This window comes from Pseudomonas sp. D1HM (assembly GCF_019266105.1).
In the GTDB taxonomy this organism is placed as follows: domain Bacteria; phylum Pseudomonadota; class Gammaproteobacteria; order Pseudomonadales; family Pseudomonadaceae; genus Aquipseudomonas; species Aquipseudomonas taetrolens.
On the sequence record NZ_LRMN01000016.1, the window covers coordinates 1 to 20,423 of the forward strand.

Here is a 20,423-nt window from a genome sequence, read left to right on the forward strand (position 1 = left end):
GGAGAGGGTTGGGGTGAGGGTTTTTTTGAGTCGCTGAGACCCCACGGGTTTTCAGGATACTTCGCACAGCTTTGCCAATTGCTGCACGATCATGACGGCGCCTATAGTCAGCGCTCGCCCAAAAGGGCGGCCGGGTTTGGCGACCTGGAGTTACCCAAGAGTACTGCCCAATTGCTAAATATGGCTGAGCGTGTATTTTGCTCGCTGTGCTTTATGGCAGTTGTACGTGGGAGATCTTCGGATCTGCCGGGGATTCTTGGGTACACCGGTTCGCCAACCCGCGTACAGCGGCCACCTGTTTTCGTTTGGCGACGAAAACAGATGGCTCAAACTCTATACCCAAGAGATTTACTTATGACTAATTCACCATTCATACCGCTCACCGCAATCGACTGCACCATCCCCGCCTTACTGATCGACCGCAACGTTCCCCTCGACGTATTGCACGCCAACGCCACTGCCCGTGTACTGGCCGTGACCCAACTCATGGAAACCTTTTCCAGTCGTGACGTTCAAGAGGCGGACGCTGTTGACCTCAAACACCTGTCCACCACCGCCATGCTCTTGCTGCGCGACGGCTGCGACTTGCTGAACGTGTTGGGCTGGCGTTTGCAGCCCAGGTAAGGCTGCGATTGTTATGCCTCGTCAGCGGCTACAAAAGTTGGCCACAAAAAAGCCCGGCTCAAGAGCCGGGCTTTTTATTCAGCTATTTACACTCAGTTGCCGTAAACAGGCAGCTTGGCGCAGATGGCTTTGACTTTCTCGCGAACGGCGTCGATAACGGCTTCGTTGTTGATGTCAGCCAGGATGTCGCAGATCCAGGTGGCCAGTTCACGGCACTCTTCGACTTTGAAGCCGCGAGTGGTGACAGCCGGGGTGCCGAAACGCAGGCCGGAGGTCACGAACGGGGAACGTGGATCGTTCGGTACGGAGTTTTTGTTCACGGTGATGAACGCTTTGCCCAGTGCGGCGTCAGCATCTTTACCCGAGATGTCCTGCTTGATCAGCGACAGCAGGAACAGGTGGTTTTCAGTACCGCCCGAAACCACGTCAAAACCACGCTCGATGAATACCGAGGCCATGGCCTGGGCGTTCTTCACCACTTGTTGCTGGTAAGCCTTGAACTCAGGTTGCAGGGCTTCTTTGAAGCACACGGCCTTGGCGGCGATGACGTGCTCCAGCGGGCCGCCTTGCGAACCCGGGAAAACAGCCGAATTCAGCTTTTTCTCGATGTCGGCGTTGGCTTTGGCCAGGATCAGGCCGCCACGTGGGCCGCGCAGGGTTTTGTGGGTGGTGGTGGTGACCACGTCAGCAAACGGAACCGGGTTCGGGTAAACGCCTGCAGCGACCAGACCGGCTACGTGAGCCATGTCGACGAACAGGTAGGCGCCTACTTTGTCAGCGATTGCGCGGAAACGCGGGAAGTCGAGGATCTGCGAGTAGGCAGAGAAGCCGGCCACGATCATTTTCGGCTTGTGCTCAACCGCCAGGCGCTCGACTTCGTCGTAGTCGATCAGGCCGTTGGCGTCGATGCCGTACTGGATGGCGTTGTACAGCTTGCCCGAGGACGAAACGCTGGCGCCGTGGGTCAAGTGACCGCCGTGGGCCAGGCTCATGCCCAGGATGGTGTCGCCAGCCGACAGCAGGGCCAGGTAGACAGCGCTGTTGGCCTGGGAACCGGCGTGAGGCTGAACGTTGGCGTAATCGGCGCCGAACAGCTCTTTTGCACGGTCGATGGCCAGTTGCTCAACCACGTCGACGTATTCGCAGCCGCCGTAGTAACGCTTGCCTGGATAACCTTCGGCGTACTTGTTGGTCAGTACCGAGCCTTGAGCTTCCATGACCGCTGGGCTGGTGTAGTTTTCCGAAGCGATCAGCTCAATGTGTTCTTCCTGGCGCTGAGCTTCTTGCTCCATGGCGGCAAAAAGGTCGGCGTCGAACTTGGCAAGTGTCAAATCACGGCTGAACATGGCGGTCCTCAAGGATCGGGGGGGCAGAAAAGGAGGGCATTCTAACTCAATGGGTTTTATCTGGCATATGAAAGCGATTCACGGCACAGATGATTCAAATTGAAAGGCGGCTCAAGCGGGTTCGGGCAGCCCGGAGCTTTGGCCCGAGGGCTCTTGCGAGAGGTCGTCGGGTGAGATCGGGCGGGCGGTGAGCCTGCCGGTTGACGCTTGGTCTGCGCTGGTTTGCCCTGTTCAACGCATTAAGGTAGCTTTGCCGGTTACGCGGGGCAGTGGGGGCATTCTCAATGAGTTTCCACGCCCAAGCGGGGGGAACTCATTGAGAACACCCTCCGGAGCTCCTACACTCAGGCTTTTTCTGCGAGCAGCGATTGATCACCATCAATCGCTGACTTACTGCTATGGCCTGACCCGGGCAGCGCTCGCGCCTTATTCACCAGTCACTGACGCTAGGTTCTCCATGGCTCAATACGTATTCACCATGCATCGGCTGAGCAAAGTTGTTCCGCCGAAGCGGGAAATCCTGAAAAACATCTCCCTGTCATTTTTCCCGGGCGCCAAAATCGGCGTCCTCGGCCTGAACGGCTCGGGTAAATCAACCCTGTTGAAGATCATGGCTGGCGTCGACACCGAGTTCGACGGCGAAGCCCGCCCGATGCCGGACTTGAACATCGGCTACTTGCCGCAAGAGCCGCAGCTGGACCCAACCAAAACCGTACGCGAAGTGGTGGAAGAAGCCGTTAGCGTGATCAAGGACGCTCAAGCGCGTCTGGACCAGGTTTACGCCGAATACGCCGACCCGGATGCCGACTTCGACAAGCTGGCGGCAGAACAGGCCAAGCTGGAATCGATCCTGCAGGCAAGCGACGGGCACAACCTGGAGCGCCAGCTCGAAGTCGCGGCCGATGCGCTGCGTCTGCCGGCCTGGGATGCCAAGGTTGAACACCTGTCGGGTGGTGAGAAGCGTCGTGTGGCCTTGTGCCGCCTGCTGCTGTCGGCCCCGGACATGCTGTTGCTCGACGAACCGACCAACCACCTGGACGCCGATTCCGTCGCCTGGCTGGAGCACTTCCTGCACGACTTCCCGGGTACCGTGGTTGCGATTACGCACGACCGTTACTTCCTGGATAACGTCGCGGGCTGGATTCTGGAACTCGACCGCGGTGCGGGTATTCCTTACGAGGGCAACTATTCGGGTTGGCTGGAAGCCAAGTCCGATCGTCTGGCCGCCGAGTCCAAGCAGCAGTCGGCCCATGAAAAGGCCATGAAAGACGAGCTGGAATGGGTTCGCAAGGGTGCCAAGGCGCGTCAGTCCAAATCCAAGGCCCGTCTGCAACGCTTCGAAGAACTGCAATCGCAGGAATTCCAGAAGCGCAGCGAAACCAACGAAATCTACATCCCGGCCGGTCCGCGCCTGGGTGATAAGGTTATCGAGTTCAAGAACGTGTCCAAGGGTTATGGCGATCGCGTGCTGATCGACAACCTGTCGTTCGCCATGCCTAAAGGCGCGATCGTGGGCGTGATCGGTGGTAACGGTGCCGGTAAATCCACTCTGTTCCGCATGCTGATGGGCAAGGAGCAACCGGATTCGGGCAGCATCGAAATCGGTGAAACCGTGCAACTGGCATGCGTGGACCAGAGCCGTGACGACCTGGATGGCAGCAAGACGGTATTCCAGGCAATTTCTGATGGTTCCGATGTCATTCGCATCGGCAACTATGAAATCCCGTCGCGTACCTACGTGGGCCGCTTCAACTTCAAAGGTGGCGACCAGCAGAAGTTCGTCAAGGACCTGTCCGGTGGTGAGCGGGGTCGCCTGCACCTGGCCCTGACCTTGAAAGAGGGCGCCAACGTGCTGCTGCTCGACGAACCGTCCAACGACCTTGACGTTGAGACCTTGCGTTCGCTCGAAGAGGCGCTGCTGGACTTCCCTGGCGCTGCCATTGTGATCTCTCACGATCGGTGGTTCCTGGACCGTGTCGCGACTCACATCCTGGCGTACGAAGACGACTCGCAAGCGGTCTTCTTTGAAGGCAACTACACCGAGTACGAAGCCGACCGTAAAAAACGCCTCGGCGAAGCGGCTAACCAGCCGCACCGTGTGCGTCACAAAAAACTGGCCCAGTAAGGCCGGTAAGCAGCAAAAAAACGGAGCCTTCGGGCTCCGTTTTTTGTTGGGCGCAGGTTTTTGGCTGCGCTCTTGATGGTGCAAAACTGGGTACAAAAATCACTTTTATGGTGCGCAAAGCATCTGCAAATCGACTCAATTTATATATAAGCACCATTTAAATTCATAACTGCGACATTTTGCGCTGTCGCGGTGCGACATGAATTGATAGAGTTCTGGCCAATCTCCGTTTAACGACAACAAATTTGCCGAGACTTCCCCATGATCGAATCCGTCGACCAGTTCCTATCCCGCCTGAAAAAACGCGACCCGGACCAGCCTGAATTCCACCAGGCCGTGGAAGAAGTATTGCGTAGTCTTTGGCCCTTTCTTGAGGCCAATCCGCATTATCTGAACTCAGGGGTTCTTGAGCGTATCTGTGAACCTGAGCGTGCGATTGTGTTCCGCGTGTCGTGGGTCGATGACGAAGGGAAAGTGCGGGTCAACCGCGGTTTCCGGATCCAGATGAACAGCGCCATTGGCCCTTACAAGGGCGGGCTGCGTTTCCATCCGTCAGTGAACCTGGGTGTGCTGAAGTTCCTGGCTTTTGAGCAAACCTTCAAGAACTCCCTGACCTCGTTGCCTATGGGCGGCGGCAAAGGTGGTTCGGACTTCAATCCCAAGGGCAAGAGCGACGCAGAGGTCATGCGTTTCTGCCAGGCCTTCATGAGCGAGCTGTATCGTCACATCGGTTCTGACGTCGACGTGCCTGCGGGCGATATCGGTGTTGGCGCACGGGAAATCGGCTTCATGTTTGGTCAGTACAAGCGTCTGAGCAATCAGTTCACGTCAGTGTTGACCGGCAAGGGCATGAGCTACGGCGGCAGCCTGATTCGTCCGGAAGCCACCGGGTTCGGGTGCGTGTACTTCGCTCAGGAAATGCTCAAGCGCAGCGGCCAGCGCATTGATGGCAAGCGCGTGGCCATTTCGGGCTCGGGCAATGTGGCGCAATACGCGGCTCGCAAGGTCATGGACCTGGGCGCCAAGGTGATTTCGCTGTCGGACTCCGAAGGCACGTTGTATTGCGAAGCGGGGTTGAACGAAGAGCAATGGCTGGCGCTGATGGACCTGAAAAACGTCAAGCGTGGCCGTATCAGCCAGTTGGCCGAGCAGTTTGGCCTGGAGTTTTTGGCCGGTCAGCACCCATGGAACCTGGCGTGTGACATCGCCCTGCCGTGCGCCACTCAGAACGAGCTGGATGCCGAGGCCGCGCGTACGCTGCTGAGCAATGGCTGCGTGTGCGTAGCCGAAGGCGCGAATATGCCGACCACCCTTGAGGCAGTCGATCTGTTTATCGAGGCTGGCATTCTGTTTGCCCCGGGCAAGGCGTCCAATGCCGGTGGCGTTGCGGTGAGCGGCCTGGAAATGTCGCAAAACGCCATGCGCCTGTTGTGGACCGCAGGTGAAGTCGACAGCAAGTTGCACAACATCATGCAGTCGATCCACCACGCGTGCGTGCATTACGGCGAAGAAAACGGTCGGGTCAACTATGTAAAAGGCGCCAATATCGCGGGCTTCGTCAAAGTGGCTGATGCGATGCTGGCTCAGGGTGTGGTTTAAGCCGGCTCAATCCTGATGATTTCGACCTGCTGGTCCCCGGCAGGTCGTACCCACAGCACTTCGTCGCCCGGTTGCGCACCCAGCAGTGCGCGACCCAAGGGCGAGCCCCAATTGATCAGCCCGCGGGCCGCATCGGCCTGATCTTCACCCACCAGCTGCACCCGCTGTTCATGGCCCTGGTCATCGGCATAGGTCACCCAACTCCCAATCTGCACGGTCTGCGTCGAGGACGCCGGGGCGACTTCGTGGGCGCTTTTCAGGCGTTGATTGAAATAACGCAAGTCGCGCTCGAGGTCGGCTAAGCGCTGTTTGTCGGCAGCATCCTGGCGGGCAGACTCTTCGCTGTGCAGACGCTGCAGCTCACGCACTCGGGCTTGCAACTGCGCCAGACCACTGGCGGTGACATAGTTGGGCTGGTCACTGACCTGTCGCTCAATGGGGGCATTGGCCTGGTCAGCGGCATTGTCTTCGTTCACAAACGCGCGGCTCATGGCAGCAACTCCATAGGATCCATAGGATTGAGAGCCTGTTCAGGGCGCGGCGTTCAGATTATTTGGCGCGATAGGCTCGGCCGGCGTCCTGATCTTTTTCGTGCTGCCAGTCACGTTCGCGCTGATCCAGGTGCCGTTCCTGATAGTCATTGAGCTCTTCGCTCTCACGCAGGGACTTGCACTGGCGGAAGCCATCCTCCCAACCTTGTGCGTAAGTGGGATCCTTGAGGTAGCGCGGGACATCTTTCTTGAATTCGCCGCTGATGACGCCGGCGGCTTGTCGGCCGCTACTGCATCCCGCATCAAAGCCGTCGGCGTAGGCGGGAGGATAGCCGTTGGCCAGCAGTGTTTCGTGGGTGGACTGACACCCGGTGAGCGCAATCAGCGTTACCAGCAACATCCTGACTTGCCACATAAACACCTCCCGCACCGTCAGACGGCCTGTGAAATGAGCTTAGGTGTGGACCTGTGAAACTTCTGTCAGAACCCTGTAGAAATGGCGCGCATAGTGCTCTGCACCCGCCCTGTCAGTTCAGCCGGCTTGATCGGCCTGCAACGCGGAATGCTCGGCCAGTTCCTGCTGGATGAAAGCCGCGATCATGGCGCGGTAGACGCTTTCGGTGACGCCCGCATTGGCCCCCAGTTCTTGTGCCAATGACCTCACCTTGGCAATGACCTGCTCAACCCGCTGCGGGGCTTTCACGGCTTCGCTGTCTTTTTTGAAGCCTGCGGCTTGCGAGACGTAAGCGCCACGCTCGGCGATCAGGCTGACGATTTTGCGATCAAGCCCGTCGATGTGCTCACGGACTTGCTCAAGGGATGTGCAGTTAACGGCCATGTTCTGACAACTCCATTTAATAGTGATACCACTTCAGTTCCAGCATCACCTCGTTGACCGGGGATGCAAAGTGGCTGAATGCCCGTTCTGCGCTCACTCGTAGACCCAGGTTTCGCGAGATTTCCCACTGCTGATTCAAACTGATACTGCGCCGGATTTCACCGTTGGCGAAATAGTCGCCCTTGGCTTCCAGGCTCAAGTTACCCACAGGGTTGCGCCACAGCAGGCCGGTGTTGAAGCCGGCAGCCGGGGACACAAAGGCGGCGAAGTCATTGTTGTGCTCCACGCGCAGGGTTCCCAAGGCAAAACCCAGCAGGTTTTCGCCCAACTGCCAGGTTCCACCTGCGCCGCCGTTGACGTGGGTGACGAGTGTTTCATCGCCATGCTTGCCCAGTACGCGCTCCAGGCCGCCTCCCACTTGCCATGACCAGGGTTTGAGCAAGTCGTTGCGCGGGGTCAACGAGCGGATGTTGGCCAGATCAAGCTGCTGAACTTGCCAATGATTACCTTCGTACTGGCGAAGTTTGAGCTGCAGGATTTCAATTTGTGCGCCCAGCGGGAAGCCCGGGCTGTTGTCGTTCAGGTCGTGGTAGGCCATGCGCAGGCCGTACTCGGCAAACGCCGTATCGTCACGGCTGCCGGCGCCCAGTTGCCAGGTGCGGGACTCGTGGCCGTTTTCCGGGAGTTCGGGCTGTTCGACCTGTAATTCGGGCGCAGGGTTCTGGTTGATCGCCCGCAGCAGTTCAAAGCTGCGTTGTGAGCGTGACGTATCGCGCTCAAGGCCATTGGCCCGATAGCGCTCAAGACGATAAGCAGCATCGATGATCAACGCCTGGCGGTCTTTGGGCAGCGCCTTGAACGTCGGGTTTTGCAATTGGGTTTGATCCGCGCTGACCTGCAAGACCCATTGTTGTTCTTCAGGATCCAGTGCTTTGGCACGATCCAGCAGTTCGCGTTCGCGCGAAGGGCGGTACTCGATGCTTTCGACAAGGCCGGCTTCCTTGACCGCTTTGACAGTGTCGGTAGGAATGGCGGTCAACGGGAACTGGCTGGTCAGTTGCAAGCCGGGGCGTGCTACTTGCAGCAGTTCGAGCAGGCGATACGAGCAGTTTTCGTCGAAGAAAAAATAGTCGAACTTGATCTGCTTCAACTCCCACACATGCTCGACCATGCGCCGGGTTTCTTCGGGGGTCAGATTCAGCCTGTATTCCCAGAGGTCGCGGTTCTCGAGGCTGCGGTACTCCGAGAGCTTCTCCTGATAGGGCACCAGGGCGAACAGACCGGGATACCCGCCTGCCAAGCCTTTCCAGGCGTACAGGATGCTGTTGTCGGAACCTTCGATATAGGCTCCGAAGTTGATCGCGTAGCTGAGCAGGGAGGTCTTGTTGCTTTGTACGTCGGCCTGATCGATGCGCAATAACGTATGGCCAAACATTGACGACGGGCTATTGAGATAGGCCGCCGGGAAAATCATCACCGTACTGTGGGGCGCCACATCCTTGAACCATTGGCTGAACTCTGCGCATTCGGCCTTGGGCAGGCCGGTCAGGTTCAACTGATCCTTGAGCCAGCGGGTGCGGGCCGGGTAGACGCATTGCGGGTGTTTGTCCCCAAGGCTCAGGGGTGAATACAACGCGTCGACCGTGGCACGCAATTCGGCATCCGGGTGATGAGCGCCGTCGGGGGCAAGAAAGAATTTGTCATCGCTGACATAGCTGCGCCAGCCGCCCAGCTTGCCGGCCTCGTAATGCCCGAGAGAGATCCAGAAAGGATCATTGGCCAACTGCTGCAAACGATGATTGTCGATTTGAGGTGCGGCATACAGCGGGGTACAGGCACAGAGCGCCAGGTAGGCAAGGCGTTTGAGCATGGTGGGCAACTGTTGTCAGACAATGGAGATGAAGCTCGAGAATACCCGCTCCCGGAGGAGCGGGCAGGTCTCATTTACGCAGCGGTGGCGTACTTGGCCAGGCGAGCATCGCCTTTGAGGATAGCCAGTGTGTTGGCATGCACATCTTCAGCCGTTACATCGGCCTTGCTGAAGATTTGCTGGAAGTGCTCATGGGTGACCGCGGCGAAATGAGCACGGTCTTCAGGGGCGACACCCAGCACAACAGCGTAGGTGGTCAGTGCTTCGCCATTGCCTTTGGCCATGTCTTCGGACAGTTCGTTGATCATGCCATTCATGGCAATCCACGATTTGCCGCCGTAGGTCAGTGCGTCCTTGGTGGTGCAACCGTTGGTGCCTGAAGTCATACCGAAGGTAGCGTTGCCGGACGTGCCGTTGGTGGTCGAAGCCAGGAAGTGGGCAGGGGTTCCGCGCTGGCCGTCAAACAGCATGTTGCCCCAACCGCAGTTCGGGCCACCTGGTGCTTGCGCCATGGCATTGAGGGAAACAACAGTAAAGAGAGTACCGAGAAGAATCCGTTTCATAAGCTGTGTTCTCTATGTGTATGCAACCAATGGACAAGGGTGTCTGGCCTTACCGCGCCAGTACGGGCCAGTTATCACTTCCAGCCGCGTAACAAGTAGGAGTCTAGGCACGATCGGCGGGTTCCGTGTTTTTTTGTAAAACATTCATCAAACGAAGTCTTTTTTGGCCCGTAAATGCGGGGCTCTGGCTTTTCACGTGTTGTGCGCCTTGCCAGTGGTATACGGCCAGCGCCAGAATGCTGCCATCTGCCCCGCCCGATGTAAGGAAGCCCGATGCCTGATTCTGTTGCTGCCAGCTTGCGTCTAGCGCCTGACGCGCTAACCCGTCCGTTCTCCGCTGAACAGTTCAGCTTCTCTACCACCAATGATTTGGAACCCTTTCGCGGCATTCTCGGCCAGGAACGTGCGGTCGAAGCCTTGCAGTTCGGCGTGGCCATGCCGCGTCCGGGTTACAACGTATTTGTCATGGGCGAGCCGGGTACGGGTCGCTTTTCGTTCGTCAAACGCTACCTCAAGGCGGAAGGCAAGCGCCTGACGTCGCCGAGCGACTGGGTCTATGTCAATAATTTCGATGAGCCTCGCGAGCCGCGTGCCCTGGAACTGCCCGCCAGTTCAGCGGGCGCTTTTATCGGCGACATCAATGGCCTGATCGATAATCTGCTGGCGACCTTTCCTGCCGTGTTTGAACACCCGACGTATCAACAGCGTAAAAGCGCCATCGATCGAGGTTTCAATCAACGTTACGACCGCGCCCTGGATGTGATCGAGCGTTTGGCCCTGGAAAAAGGCGTTGCGCTCTACCGCGACAGCAGCAACGTGGCCTTCACCCCCATGAGTGATGGCAAGGCGCTGGATGAAGCCGAGTTCTCGCAACTGCCCGAGGAAGAGCGTGAGCGCTTCCATGAGGATATTTCAGCGCTTGAAGAGCGCCTGAACGAAGAGCTGGCCAGCTTGCCGCAGTGGAAGCGCGAGTCAAACAATCAGCTGCGCCAGTTGAACGAAGAAACCATCACGCTGGCTTTGCAACCGTTGCTGGCGCCGTTGTCGAACAAGTACGCCGAAAATGCTGCGGTGTGCGGTTACTTGCAGGCGATGCAGGTCTACTTGCTGAAAACCGTGGTCGAGCAACTGGTTGAAGACAGCAAGACCGATGCCCAGGCGCGCAAGTTGCTCGAAGAGCAATACCTGCCAAGCCTGGTGGTTGGCCAGCCCATGAGTGGGGGCGCGCCGGTCGTTTTCGAACCGCATCCGACCTACGACAACCTGTTTGGCCGTATTGAGTACAGCACTGATCAAGGCGCGCTCTACACCACGTATCGTCAGCTGCGTCCCGGCGCCTTGCACCGCGCCAATGGCGGCTTTTTGATTCTTGAAGCCGAAAAGATGCTGAGCGAGCCTTTCGTATGGGACGCCCTTAAGCGCGCCCTGCAATCGCGAAAACTGAAAATGGAGTCGCCGCTCGGTGAAATGGGCCGACTGGCCACCGTGACACTGAGCCCGGAAATGATCCCGCTGCAGGTGAAGGTGGTCATCATCGGTGCGCGTCAGTTGTATTACACGCTGCAAGACCTGGATCCGGATTTCCAGGAGATGTTCCGGGTGCTGGTGGACTTCGATGAAGACATCCCGATGGTCGATGAAAGCCTCGAGCAGTTCGCTCAGTTGCTGACCACACGCACCTGCGAAGAAGGCATGGCACCGTTGACCGCTGACGCCGTTGCGCGTCTGGCGACCTACAGTGCACGTCTGGCCGAGCATCAGGGGCGTTTATCGGCGCGTATCGGTGACTTGTTCCAGCTGGTCAGTGAAGCCGACTTCATTCGCCATCTGGCCAACGATGAGATGACCGACGCCGGGCACATCGAGCGCGCCCTCAAGGCCAAGGCTACGCGGACCGGACGCGTGTCGGCGCGGATTCTCGACGACATGCTGGCCGGCATCATCCTGATTGATACCGACGGTGCAGCGGTGGGCAAATGCAACGGCCTGACCGTGCTGGAAGTCGGCGATTCGGCGTTCGGTGTACCGGCGCGGATCTCGGCCACGGTGTACCCGGGCGGCAGCGGTATTGTCGACATTGAACGTGAGGTCAACCTCGGGCAGCCGATTCACTCCAAGGGCGTGATGATCCTGACCGGGTACCTGGGCAGCCGTTACGCCCAGGAGTTTCCGTTGGCGATTTCGGCCAGCATCGCGCTGGAGCAATCGTACGGTTACGTCGATGGCGACAGCGCATCGCTGGGCGAGGCCTGTACGCTGATTTCGGCGCTGTCGAAAACACCGCTCAAGCAATGCTTTGCAATCACCGGCTCGATCAACCAGTTTGGCGAAGTCCAGGCCGTAGGCGGGGTCAACGAAAAAATCGAAGGCTTCTTCCGGCTGTGCGAAGCACGAGGTCTTACAGGCGAGCAGGGTGCAATCATCCCGCAAGCCAACGTGGCGACCTTGATGCTTGACGAAAAAGTGCTGCAGGCGGTGCGGGCGGGCAAGTTTCATGTGTACGCCGTACGCCAGGCAGACGAAGCCTTGAGCCTGCTGGTCGGTGAACCTGCCGGTGAACCGGATGCTGAAGGCCAGTTCCCTGAGGGCAGCGTCAATGCCCGGGTGGTGGAACGACTGCGAGTGATTGCCGAAATGATCAGCGACGACGACCTCAAGGAAGCAGAGAAAGAGCTGGCTGCCGAGGCCCTGGCCGCGGCAAAACCAGCGTAACGCTAACGTGACTGTTTGTAGCAGTGGTCGAGCTGAGCGACGTAGCCTCGTTCTACTCGTCACCTGCTACAGGTTCGAGGGCATCCTGTAGCAGCCGTCGTAAAACATGGCGTTGTCAGAAAATTCTTCTATTCTCAGCTCAAGGACATCCACTGTCGTCACTGGAACGATACAGCCCGCAGTGTGGCTGAAGACAGGATCTAGAGGGTCGCCGCCATGTCGCGCAACCTTTCTCTTACCCGGCAGTGCCTGGGCCTGGTGACGCGAATTGAATGCAGCATTCGCCCGCTGGCAGGCAACACGGGGATGTGGACGCTGCTTTTCGCAGCAGGACTGGCCGGTGAGCAACCGACTACGATCAAGTCTCAAGGCCCTTTTCCTGGCCCGTTCGTGGCTGAAACCATTCTCGATTCGATTGTTGAAAACCTGACATTGCACGGCTATCAGTTGGCGGACGACCCGCAAATCTGGTGCCTGCATGTGCAGGCCCAGTTGCGGCAGCTCAACAGCGGGCGTTGCCGCGCCTCGCGTTAATCAGCAGGGACCTTGTCCAGCTTGACCTCGAAGCCGTATTGAACAGGCGTCAGGTCAGTGCGTGTGTAGCTTTCAAACTGAGTCGGCTGGCCATAAAAGTAATGCACATCGAACAGGGGCGGCCCGTGTGGCTCAGCGCTGTGGCTTACGGCGAGGGCTTCCTTCAGGTAGTTGCCGGTGGCGTCTTTTGCATAAAAACGCCAGGCCTCGGAAGGGAATAGCGTCTGGTCAACCACCAGTGCATTGCCTTTGAGCTCAAGGCCCTTGGGTAGATGGGCTACCTCCAGCGTTTTTTTATCAATGGCAGCGATATACATGGGCATTGAGCCGACCGCATACGCCGGTGTTTCCGGGAACAGATTGAGGTCGTAAGTGATCACCCCGGTTTCCGGATCGATATCAAAGGCCTCCGCAGGCAACTCCAGAGGTTCGCTGCGCGTGCCGTTTTCATCTTCGGCGAAGAAGGTGACAGGCGCGATGGATGTTTCAGGCAGTGTTCCGAGCAGTTCGTCATTGAACGTAGCGGGATGGGTGAACTCAAGCGTGGCGGCGCTGGCATCCTCGACCGACTGGATGATCACCACCTGCCGTTTCAGGTGCTCGGGGTCCAGAGCGGCATCTTTCAGGTAGTTGGCGGCCTGATCGTCGTACACCACCACAGGGATCGGCAACAGCCCAATCTCTTTCCCTGTCATTGCTTTGTCGAGTCGGTGTACGGGCAGCTTAAGCGCCTTGCGGGTGATGTCAGCCCTGGAAAAATCGAGCACGCTGACGTCGAGCTGTTCGATGGCACCTTTGAAATACACCTTGCTGTACTGCCCCGGGTGCTTGCGTTCAAACGCCTGTTGTTCGTCATCCAGTTGCTGAGCGAAGGTGGCGCTCCATTCGGTCTGTTTGAGCATCCGGGCCAGTTGCTGCTGATAAAACGCAAGTTGTTCGGCGTTCTGGTTGATAGCACCTGCGCGCGACAGGAACTGTCCGGAAGTGTCGCGCGCCTGGATGATCAGAGGGTCAAGCGGCAGATCGCGCACTTGCTCGGCCACTGGTGCGCTGTTGGCGATCTCGACTTCCGCAAAGTTGTTACCCAGTGCGAGCAAGGTCACGCTGATCGTGCCTTCTGTGCGGGTATGGCCCACGTCGTTGGCGGTCAGGTTGAAATGGACCACGTTAGCCGGTGCCACCACCTCGACGGTACCCTGCAGCATCACGGGCTGAGGCTGCTGGCTGTTCTGGATTTCTACCCCGTCGGTAAAGGGGTAGGCGATGGTCAGGTCATCCGGATTGCTCACGTTGGCGCTGGAGGGGCTGAGCTGTATGCCTGGATCGGTTTCAGACCACTCGTTCTGAAAGGGCACCACTTGTTGATTGCTCAGGGTTACGGACTGCCATTCCAGGGTATGGGGGAATGGAAACTCGGAAGCGCTGCTGGAGGAAAATGGGAAGACGGGCTCTAGATCGGTCAGATAATCGGAGCTGTTGTTTCTGCGCAGGATAAACAGGCCGTTGATATAGGTATCGCTCAGGGCCTGGCTGTCGGGGTAATGCTTGAGCAATGCAAGGTCATCCTCGCCGTATTCGGTCTGGATCGGCATGTCTTGCAATTTTAGGCGCGCACGCTCCAGCAATAACAGTGAGCCCCCCAACTCGGCGACGGCATCTTTCAGTTGCGGATCCTGAAGGGTGTCGAGGCTCTTTTCGAACGCTGCGGTCCTTTCTTCCAGGCTGGCCTGCGGGTGTTTGTCGTCGGGGGAGCAGCCGCTCGTGACGAGCAGAGCCATTGAAATCCCGAGACACGCCAAGGGGAGACGCAGATCCATTGTTGAGTTTTCCTGTCCGTAAGCGGTGCTGAGAAAGAGGACACTAGCAGAAAATGTTTTTACCGGCTGTTTCCAAGACTTTCTCTATGCGGTTTTCTCACTGATATACTCGCGCCCATTTTTATACGTCCTGTGAGATTCAATGGAACGCTTTATCGAAAACGCAATGTATGCCTCGCGCTGGATTTTGGCGCCCATCTACTTCGGGCTATCGCTGGGCCTGCTGGCGCTGGCGTTGAAGTTCTTTCAGGAAGTGTTTCACGTTATCCCCAACGTGTTTGCATTAACCGAGTCGGACTTGATTCTGGTCATTCTGTCGCTGATCGACATGGCGCTGGTGGGCGGTTTGCTGGTCATGGTGATGATTTCAGGCTACGAGAACTTCGTCTCGCAACTGGATATCGATGAGCACAAAGAGAAGCTCAGCTGGTTGGGCACCATGGACTCCACGTCGCTGAAAATGAAAGTGGCGGCGTCGATTGTGGCCATCTCCTCAATCCATCTGCTGCGGGTCTTCATGGATGCACGCAACATCGAGACCGAGTACCTGATGTGGTACGTGATCATTCATATGACTTTTGTGGTGTCCGCGTTTGCGATGGGTTACCTGGACAAGCTGACCAAGCACTGATGCATCTACAGGGCGGCGTGTACACGATCCCGGGCTGCGAAGGCTTTGGGGGCTGTGGTAGTCTGCTCGCCCTTTTTTGGTTCAGGGTGTTCGGGGCTGGCGGTTGAAAGACGGCTTTTCCTGGATACCCCACAGCGGAGCAGTGTTATGTCCGAAGTAAATCTGTCGACCGACGAAACCCGTGTCAGCTACGGCATTGGCCGCCAGCTGGGTGACCAGCTGCGCGACAACCCGCCACCGGGCGTGAGCCTGGATGCAATCCTGGCCGGCCTGACTGACGCTTTCGCAGGTCAGCCGAGCCGTGTAGGTCAGGAAGAGCTGTCTGCCAGCTTCAAAGTGATCCGCGAGATCATGCAAGCTGAAGCCGCCGCCAAAGCAGAAGCTGCTGCAGGTGAAGGCAAGGCTTTCCTGGCCGAAAACGCCAAGAAAGACGGCATCACCACTCTGGCTTCGGGCCTGCAATTTGAAGTGGTTACTGCGGGCGAAGGCGCCAAGCCATCCCGTGAGGACACTGTACGTGTTCACTACCACGGCACCCTGATCGACGGTTCTGTCTTTGACAGCTCCTACGATCGTGGCCAGCCTGCCGAATTCCCGGTTGGTGGCGTGATCGCTGGCTGGACCGAAGCCCTGCAACTGATGAATGCCGGCAGCAAATGGCGCATCTACGTGCCGAGCGAACTGGCTTACGGCGCTCAAGGCGTTGGCAGCATTGCTCCGCACAGCGTGCTGGTGTTCGACGTTGAGCTGCTGGACGTTCTGTAAGAACGCAGCGCTTTAACGGTGGTCGCGGGTGTACTGGCGATGGGGGCGACATGAAGTCGTCTGCATCGCCAGGCCCGCTTCCCTGAAGGGAGCTTCATAGTTCTATTTTGGCGTGATGCTCGTGAGTGTCAGTGGTGCCGACGGGGCGCAATGCCCGGGCATAGCAAAACAGAAACAAATTGCGCACCAGCTCCTTGAGCACCAACGGTTCGCTTGAGTTAAGTCCCGAAAAATCCAGATCCCCCTGATCCTGTAGCTCGTTGAGGGCTTCTTCTTCCAGTACTGCGCAGACTTCTCCGGTTTCCCGATGGAGGATTCGCAGATAGGGATGTGGACGGTCCAGCCAGGCATCAATTAAATAAGTCATGGTCGTCATCTCCTTGATGAATATCAATGAGAATAATTCTTATTCAATTAATAGCAAGTGCCTATTGGCAGATTTCCGGTTTTTCCGCGCAAGAGCTGCTGCAGGTCAAGAGGGCTGGCTTTTTGAGATCGCGGAGGCAATTTGGCGGGAGCGTAGCGGGGGGAGGCGAGCAGTACAGCACCTTCCTACGCCGGGCGCAGGAAGGAATGCAGCAGAATCAGACCTTGCGGACGAACTCGGACTTGAGCTTCATCGGGCCGATACCGTCGATTTTGCAGTCGATATCGTGGTCGCCATCACACAGGCGAATGTTTTTGACCTTGGTACCCACTTTGACCACCAGTGAAGTGCCTTTGATTTTCAGGTCCTTGATCACGGTGATGGTGTCGCCGTCGACCAGAACATTGCCTGCAGAGTCTTTGTAGACTTTGACGTCAGTGTCGACTTCAGCGTCGCCGCTGGCGGACCACTCATGGGCGCATTCCGGACAGATCAGCTGAGTGCCGTCTTCGTAGGTGTACTCGGAATTGCATTTTGGGCAGGGTGGCAACGTGCTCACTAAAGCTCCTTAAGGGGCAGGATGGCTAAAGGCGCGTATTGTATAGGGTTTTAGCGGGAAGGGGGGGATTCGCGGTTGTGGCCGACCCGTAGCCGCTGCCGGGGTACGAGGCTGCGTCCGGCGGCGAAGCCGCCGCAGGGTCAGATATCGCGGTGTATCAGATACACCGCATGCTCAGGGTTGACGACCGCTTCATGGCCGAACGCAGCCTTCGGCAGCGGCTACAGGTCGTGTGCAAACTCAGTGCGTACGGGCCACTGCAAATTCGCTCAGCTCGACCAGTGCATCGCGGTACTGGCTCGGTGGCAGCGTTTCCAGGCATTCAATTGCGCGGGCTACGTAATCCCGGGCCAACTGGGCGGTGTAATCCAGGGCGCCGGAAGATTCCACGGCGTCGCGAATGCTTTCGAGGTCTTCAATGCCGCCTTTCTGGATGGCTTTGCGTACCAGGGCTGCTTGTTCCGGAGTGCCTTCGCGCATGGTGTAGATCAGTGGCAGTGTCGGTTTGCCTTCTGCCAGATCGTCACCGACGTTCTTGCCCAGGGTTTCGGCGTCGCCGCGGTAGTCGAGCAGGTCGTCCACCAGCTGGAAAGCCACACCCAGGTGATCGCCAAAGGTGCGCAAGGCTTCGCTCTGCTGCGCAGTTGCGCCAGCCAGGGCAGCCGCACTGTGGGTCGAAGCCTCGAAAAGCATCGCGGTTTTGCCGCGAATCACTTCCATGTAGGTTTCTTCAGTAGTGCTGGCGTCACGAACCTTGGACAGCTGCAGTACTTCACCTTCCGCAATGATGCGAGTGGCTTGCGACAGGATTTTCATCACTGGCATCGAGCCTAGCTCAACCATCATCTCGAATGAGCGCGAGTACAGGAAGTCGCCGACCAGTACGCTTGGCGCGTTGCCCCACGTGGCGTTAGCGGTTTTACGGCCACGGCGCATGCCCGACATGTCGACCACGTCATCGTGCAGCAGGGTGGCGGTATGCAGGAACTCAATGGTCGCGGCGAGCAGACGCATATCGTCGCCTTCGCGGCCCAGGGCCTTACCACACAGCAACACTAATAAAGGACGAAGACGCTTGCCGCCGGCCGAGGTGATGTAGTCGCCGATTTTTGAAACCAGCGGTACGCGGGAAGTCAGCTGCTTCTTGATGATGCAGTCTACGGCGCTAAAATCGTCCGCCACCGCGTGGTAGAAAGCTTGGGGTTGCATCAGCGACAGGTGCTCCAGAAGGGTTGCGCGGCATGCTAGGTCGGGGGGCTGGGCCTGTCAAGGCGAGATGGACGGCCCCTTGCAACCCTGACTTGCCTTGCGTACAATCGCGCACCCTGAACTTCCTGGGCAGCACCTGCCTTACGCAATTGCACTTGGGCCGTTCCAGCCCCATGCAGCCATGCCAGCCAATACCTTTACCTATAAAGCGCTGGGTGAGCAGGATTATCGGAGAAATACCATGTACGCAGTAATCGTTACCGGTGGTAAGCAGTACAAAGTAGCACCAGGTGAATACCTGAAGATCGAGAAACTGGAAATCGCTACTGGCGAATCCGTTACTTTTGATCGCGTTTTGTTGGTTGGCAATGGCGATGACGTAAACATCGGCGCACCAGTTGTTCCTGGCGCTACCGTAGTGGCTGAAGTGATTTCCCAAGGTCGTCACGACAAGATCCGCATCATCAAGTTCCGTCGTCGTAAGCACCACATGAAGCGTATGGGCCACCGCCAGTGGTACACCGAGATCAAAATCACCGGTATTCAGGCTTAATTTCAGCCTAATTCCTCACTAGGAGAATTGACTCATGGCACACAAAAAAGCTGGTGGTAGTACCCGTAACGGTCGCGACTCAGAAGCCAAACGCCTTGGCGTTAAGATGTATGGCGGCCAGGCTATCATTCCGGGCAACATCATCGTGCGTCAGCGCGGCACCCAATTCCACGCTGGCTACGGCGTTGGTATGGGCAAAGATCACACCCTGTTCGCGAAAGTGGAAGGCGTGATCAAGTTCCAGGTTAAAGGCGCCTTCGGTCGTCGCTATGTAAGCATCGTTCCGAAGACTGCAGTCGTCGCGGCGTAATAGCTTGGTAGCTGGAAGAGCCCTGTCTTGCGACGGGGCTTTTTCGTTTGTGGGGTGAGTCTCTTGCAAAACTGTTTGTATGGGCTGCTGGCGCTGGATTTAACGGTCGTTGATTGAGGTCGCTGCGCTCATTTTTGCAAGAGTCTTATGTCTTAGTGTTTATCGGCTCGTCCTGATGACGAGAGGCGTTTTGTTATGAAGTTTGTTGATGAAGTATCGATCAAGGTAAAAGCTGGCGACGGTGGTAACGGTTGCATGAGTTTCCGTCGCGAGAAGTTCATCGAAAATGGTGGTCCGAACGGTGGTGATGGTGGTGATGGCGGCTCGATCTACATGGTCGCTGACGAAAACCTCAACACCCTGGTTGACTACCGGTACACCCGTCACTTCGACGCCCAGCGTGGCTCGAATGGTGGCAGCGCCGACTGTACGGGGCGCAAGGGTGAAGACATGGTGCTGCGCGTTCCGGTCGGAACGACGGTGATCGATGCCGGTACTCAGGAGATCATTGGTGACCTGACCAAGGCTGGCCAGCGTTTGCTGGTTGTGCATGGCGGCTGGCACGGTCTGGGTAACACCCGTTTCAAGTCTAGTACTAACCGGGCTCCACGCCAGACCACTCCGGGTAAGCCGGGTGAGCAGCGTGACCTGAAACTGGAATTGAAAGTACTGGCTGACGTGGGTCTGCTGGGCTTGCCGAATGCGGGCAAAAGCACCTTTATTCGCTCGGTGTCTGCAGCCAAGCCAAAAGTGGCGGATTATCCGTTCACTACCCTGGTGCCTAACCTGGGTGTGGTCAGTGTTGATCGCTGGAAAAGCTTTGTGATTGCCGATATTCCGGGCTTGATCGAAGGCGCTTCCGACGGTGCTGGTCTCGGGATTCGCTTCCTCAAGCACTTGGCGCGTACGCGTCTGTTGTTGCACCTCGTGGACATGGCTCCGGTTGAAGGCACTGAAAGTGCTGCAGATACCGCTGAAGTCATCGTGAATGAGCTGACCAAGTTCAGCCCGTCCCTGGCTGAGCGTGATCGCTGGTTGATCCTGAACAAATGCGACCAGTTGCCTCAGGAAGAGCATGATGCGCGGGTCAAGGAAGTGGTTGATCGCCTTGAGTGGACTGGCCCTGTGTATGTGATTTCGGCTATTGCCAAGATCGGTACAGAGAAGCTGTGTCACGACATCATGCGTTACCTGGAAGACCGTGCTGACCGTCTGGCCAATGACCCGGCTTACAAAGAAGAGCTGGCCGAGCTTGATCAGCGCATCGAAGACGAGGCGCGTGCGCAGTTGCAGGCGCTGGATGACAAGCGTGCCCTGCGTCGCAGTGGCGTGAAGAGCGTCCACGACATCGGTGAAGATGACTGGGACGAAGAAGATGTTGATGATGAAGATGGTCCGGAAATCATTTACGTCCGCGACTGATTCGTTGCAGTAAACTACAGCGCCGCTCACTAGAGCGGCGTTTTAGCATCTACGAAACGGTAATCAAAAATAATTCCATGGGTGGCGC

Annotated in this window: 20 protein-coding genes; 10 read left to right on the forward strand and 10 right to left on the reverse strand. The window is 57.5% G+C overall.

Translation table 11 applies throughout. The features are described 5' to 3' along the window. Positions 1–354: 354 nt before the first annotated feature. Positions 355–624: a short-chain dehydrogenase gene (locus AWM69_RS17115; RefSeq protein ID WP_218727682.1), complete on the forward strand. Its 270-nt coding sequence runs from the start codon at positions 355–357 to the stop codon at positions 622–624. A gap of 92 nt (positions 625–716) precedes the next feature. On the opposite strand, the gene glyA is transcribed toward AWM69_RS17115, so the two are convergent. Then, a complete protein-coding gene (gene glyA, locus AWM69_RS17120; protein WP_019824044.1) occupies positions 717–1,970 on the reverse strand; it encodes a serine hydroxymethyltransferase in 1,254 nt (417 codons plus the stop codon). A 457-nt stretch (positions 1,971–2,427) separates the two neighbouring features. On the opposite strand from glyA, the gene ettA reads away from it, so the two are divergent. Continuing rightward, positions 2,428–4,095: an energy-dependent translational throttle protein EttA gene (ettA, locus tag AWM69_RS17125; protein WP_218727683.1), complete on the forward strand. Its 1,668-nt coding sequence runs from the start codon at positions 2,428–2,430 to the stop codon at positions 4,093–4,095. Positions 4,096–4,356: 261 nt separating this feature from the next. Then, positions 4,357–5,694: an NADP-specific glutamate dehydrogenase gene (gdhA, locus tag AWM69_RS17130; RefSeq protein ID WP_131652140.1), complete on the forward strand. Its 1,338-nt coding sequence runs from the start codon at positions 4,357–4,359 to the stop codon at positions 5,692–5,694. On the opposite strand, the gene AWM69_RS17135 is transcribed toward gdhA, so the two are convergent. The 5 genes from AWM69_RS17135 to AWM69_RS17155 all read right to left on the reverse strand — a co-directional run bounded on the left by AWM69_RS17135 (position 5,691) and on the right by AWM69_RS17155 (position 9,456). Then, a complete protein-coding gene (locus AWM69_RS17135; protein ID WP_218727685.1) occupies positions 5,691–6,185 on the reverse strand; it encodes a GreA/GreB family elongation factor in 495 nt (164 codons plus the stop codon). The genes gdhA and AWM69_RS17135 overlap by 4 nt on opposite strands. Positions 6,186–6,243: 58 nt before the next feature. Next, on the reverse strand, positions 6,244–6,600 hold the full coding sequence (locus tag AWM69_RS17140; protein ID WP_218727686.1) for a hypothetical protein: 357 nt from the start codon (positions 6,598–6,600) through the stop codon (positions 6,244–6,246). Positions 6,601–6,717: 117 nt separating this feature from the next. Then, positions 6,718–7,023: a chorismate mutase gene (locus AWM69_RS17145; protein ID WP_131652143.1), complete on the reverse strand. Its 306-nt coding sequence runs from the start codon at positions 7,021–7,023 to the stop codon at positions 6,718–6,720. Positions 7,024–7,039: 16 nt separating this feature from the next. Then, entirely contained in the window at positions 7,040–8,893 is a 1,854-nt protein-coding gene (locus AWM69_RS17150) for a DUF4105 domain-containing protein (RefSeq protein ID WP_218727688.1), read from the reverse strand. 74 nt (positions 8,894–8,967) lie between these two features. Next, positions 8,968–9,456, reverse strand: coding sequence for a DUF3015 domain-containing protein (locus tag AWM69_RS17155; RefSeq protein ID WP_131652145.1), 489 nt, complete (start codon positions 9,454–9,456; stop codon positions 8,968–8,970). 273 nt (positions 9,457–9,729) lie between these two features. On the opposite strand from AWM69_RS17155, the gene AWM69_RS17160 reads away from it, so the two are divergent. Further along, a complete protein-coding gene (locus AWM69_RS17160) occupies positions 9,730–12,168 on the forward strand; it encodes a Lon protease family protein (protein ID WP_131652146.1) in 2,439 nt (812 codons plus the stop codon). Between the two features lie 216 nt (positions 12,169–12,384). After that, positions 12,385–12,702 carry a hypothetical protein gene (locus AWM69_RS17165; protein WP_131652147.1) on the forward strand — a complete coding sequence of 106 codons (318 nt, stop codon included), beginning with the start codon at positions 12,385–12,387 and terminating at the stop codon, positions 12,700–12,702. Here AWM69_RS17165 and AWM69_RS17170 read toward each other — a convergent pair. Beyond that, positions 12,699–14,519: a hypothetical protein gene (locus AWM69_RS17170; RefSeq protein WP_218727690.1), complete on the reverse strand. Its 1,821-nt coding sequence runs from the start codon at positions 14,517–14,519 to the stop codon at positions 12,699–12,701. The genes AWM69_RS17165 and AWM69_RS17170 overlap by 4 nt on opposite strands. A gap of 142 nt (positions 14,520–14,661) precedes the next feature. On the opposite strand from AWM69_RS17170, the gene AWM69_RS17175 reads away from it, so the two are divergent. Next, on the forward strand, positions 14,662–15,150 hold the full coding sequence (locus AWM69_RS17175; protein ID WP_016779412.1) for a TIGR00645 family protein: 489 nt from the start codon (positions 14,662–14,664) through the stop codon (positions 15,148–15,150). Positions 15,151–15,297: 147 nt separating this feature from the next. Beyond that, positions 15,298–15,915, forward strand: a complete 618-nt coding sequence (locus AWM69_RS17180) for an FKBP-type peptidyl-prolyl cis-trans isomerase (protein ID WP_131652149.1) — start codon at positions 15,298–15,300, stop codon at positions 15,913–15,915. Between the two features lie 94 nt (positions 15,916–16,009). Here AWM69_RS17180 and AWM69_RS17185 read toward each other — a convergent pair whose 3' ends face one another. The 3 genes from AWM69_RS17185 to AWM69_RS17195 all read right to left on the reverse strand — a co-directional run bounded on the left by AWM69_RS17185 (position 16,010) and on the right by AWM69_RS17195 (position 18,050). Further along, positions 16,010–16,282, reverse strand: coding sequence for a hypothetical protein (locus tag AWM69_RS17185; RefSeq protein WP_131652150.1), 273 nt, complete (start codon positions 16,280–16,282; stop codon positions 16,010–16,012). 217 nt (positions 16,283–16,499) lie between these two features. Next, on the reverse strand, positions 16,500–16,841 hold the full coding sequence (locus AWM69_RS17190; RefSeq protein ID WP_048378248.1) for a zinc ribbon domain-containing protein YjdM: 342 nt from the start codon (positions 16,839–16,841) through the stop codon (positions 16,500–16,502). Positions 16,842–17,081: 240 nt separating this feature from the next. Next, complete coding sequence (locus AWM69_RS17195; RefSeq protein WP_131652151.1) at positions 17,082–18,050, reverse strand: polyprenyl synthetase family protein; 969 nt, start codon at positions 18,048–18,050, stop codon at positions 17,082–17,084. 241 nt (positions 18,051–18,291) lie between these two features. Here AWM69_RS17195 and rplU point away from each other — a divergent pair, with 241 nt between their 5' ends. The 3 genes from rplU (at position 18,292) to cgtA (ending at position 20,335) form a co-directional block, all read left to right on the forward strand. Continuing rightward, positions 18,292–18,603: a 50S ribosomal protein L21 gene (gene rplU / locus AWM69_RS17200; RefSeq protein ID WP_048378246.1), complete on the forward strand. Its 312-nt coding sequence runs from the start codon at positions 18,292–18,294 to the stop codon at positions 18,601–18,603. Between the two features lie 34 nt (positions 18,604–18,637). Further along, on the forward strand, positions 18,638–18,913 hold the full coding sequence (gene rpmA / locus AWM69_RS17205; protein ID WP_003443913.1) for a 50S ribosomal protein L27: 276 nt from the start codon (positions 18,638–18,640) through the stop codon (positions 18,911–18,913). A gap of 195 nt (positions 18,914–19,108) precedes the next feature. Further along, complete coding sequence (cgtA, locus tag AWM69_RS17210) at positions 19,109–20,335, forward strand: Obg family GTPase CgtA (RefSeq protein ID WP_048378245.1); 1,227 nt, start codon at positions 19,109–19,111, stop codon at positions 20,333–20,335. Positions 20,336–20,423 lie beyond the last annotated feature (88 nt).

What these genes read in the sequence shown, in the direction of transcription:
- ettA (WP_218727683.1), top strand. Translation starts at nt 2,428, where the DNA reads ATGGCTCAATACGTATTCACCATGCATCGGCTGAGCAAAGTTGTTCCG.
- AWM69_RS17150 (WP_218727688.1), bottom strand. Translation starts at nt 8,893, where the DNA reads ATGCTCAAACGCCTTGCCTACCTGGCGCTCTGTGCCTGTACCCCGCTG.
- rplU (WP_048378246.1), top strand. Translation starts at nt 18,292, where the DNA reads ATGTACGCAGTAATCGTTACCGGTGGTAAGCAGTACAAAGTAGCACCA.
- AWM69_RS17165 (WP_131652147.1), top strand. Translation starts at nt 12,385, where the DNA reads ATGTCGCGCAACCTTTCTCTTACCCGGCAGTGCCTGGGCCTGGTGACG.
- AWM69_RS17155 (WP_131652145.1), bottom strand. Translation starts at nt 9,456, where the DNA reads ATGAAACGGATTCTTCTCGGTACTCTCTTTACTGTTGTTTCCCTCAAT.
- AWM69_RS17145 (WP_131652143.1), bottom strand. Translation starts at nt 7,023, where the DNA reads ATGGCCGTTAACTGCACATCCCTTGAGCAAGTCCGTGAGCACATCGAC.
- AWM69_RS17175 (WP_016779412.1), top strand. Translation starts at nt 14,662, where the DNA reads ATGGAACGCTTTATCGAAAACGCAATGTATGCCTCGCGCTGGATTTTG.
- AWM69_RS17160 (WP_131652146.1), top strand. Translation starts at nt 9,730, where the DNA reads ATGCCTGATTCTGTTGCTGCCAGCTTGCGTCTAGCGCCTGACGCGCTA.
- rpmA (WP_003443913.1), top strand. Translation starts at nt 18,638, where the DNA reads ATGGCACACAAAAAAGCTGGTGGTAGTACCCGTAACGGTCGCGACTCA.
- AWM69_RS17170 (WP_218727690.1), bottom strand. Translation starts at nt 14,519, where the DNA reads ATGGATCTGCGTCTCCCCTTGGCGTGTCTCGGGATTTCAATGGCTCTG.
- glyA (WP_019824044.1), bottom strand. Translation starts at nt 1,970, where the DNA reads ATGTTCAGCCGTGATTTGACACTTGCCAAGTTCGACGCCGACCTTTTT.
- AWM69_RS17115 (WP_218727682.1), top strand. Translation starts at nt 355, where the DNA reads ATGACTAATTCACCATTCATACCGCTCACCGCAATCGACTGCACCATC.
- AWM69_RS17180 (WP_131652149.1), top strand. Translation starts at nt 15,298, where the DNA reads ATGTCCGAAGTAAATCTGTCGACCGACGAAACCCGTGTCAGCTACGGC.
- AWM69_RS17195 (WP_131652151.1), bottom strand. Translation starts at nt 18,050, where the DNA reads ATGCAACCCCAAGCTTTCTACCACGCGGTGGCGGACGATTTTAGCGCC.
- AWM69_RS17140 (WP_218727686.1), bottom strand. Translation starts at nt 6,600, where the DNA reads ATGTGGCAAGTCAGGATGTTGCTGGTAACGCTGATTGCGCTCACCGGG.
- AWM69_RS17185 (WP_131652150.1), bottom strand. Translation starts at nt 16,282, where the DNA reads ATGACTTATTTAATTGATGCCTGGCTGGACCGTCCACATCCCTATCTG.
- cgtA (WP_048378245.1), top strand. Translation starts at nt 19,109, where the DNA reads ATGAAGTTTGTTGATGAAGTATCGATCAAGGTAAAAGCTGGCGACGGT.
- gdhA (WP_131652140.1), top strand. Translation starts at nt 4,357, where the DNA reads ATGATCGAATCCGTCGACCAGTTCCTATCCCGCCTGAAAAAACGCGAC.
- AWM69_RS17135 (WP_218727685.1), bottom strand. Translation starts at nt 6,185, where the DNA reads ATGAGCCGCGCGTTTGTGAACGAAGACAATGCCGCTGACCAGGCCAAT.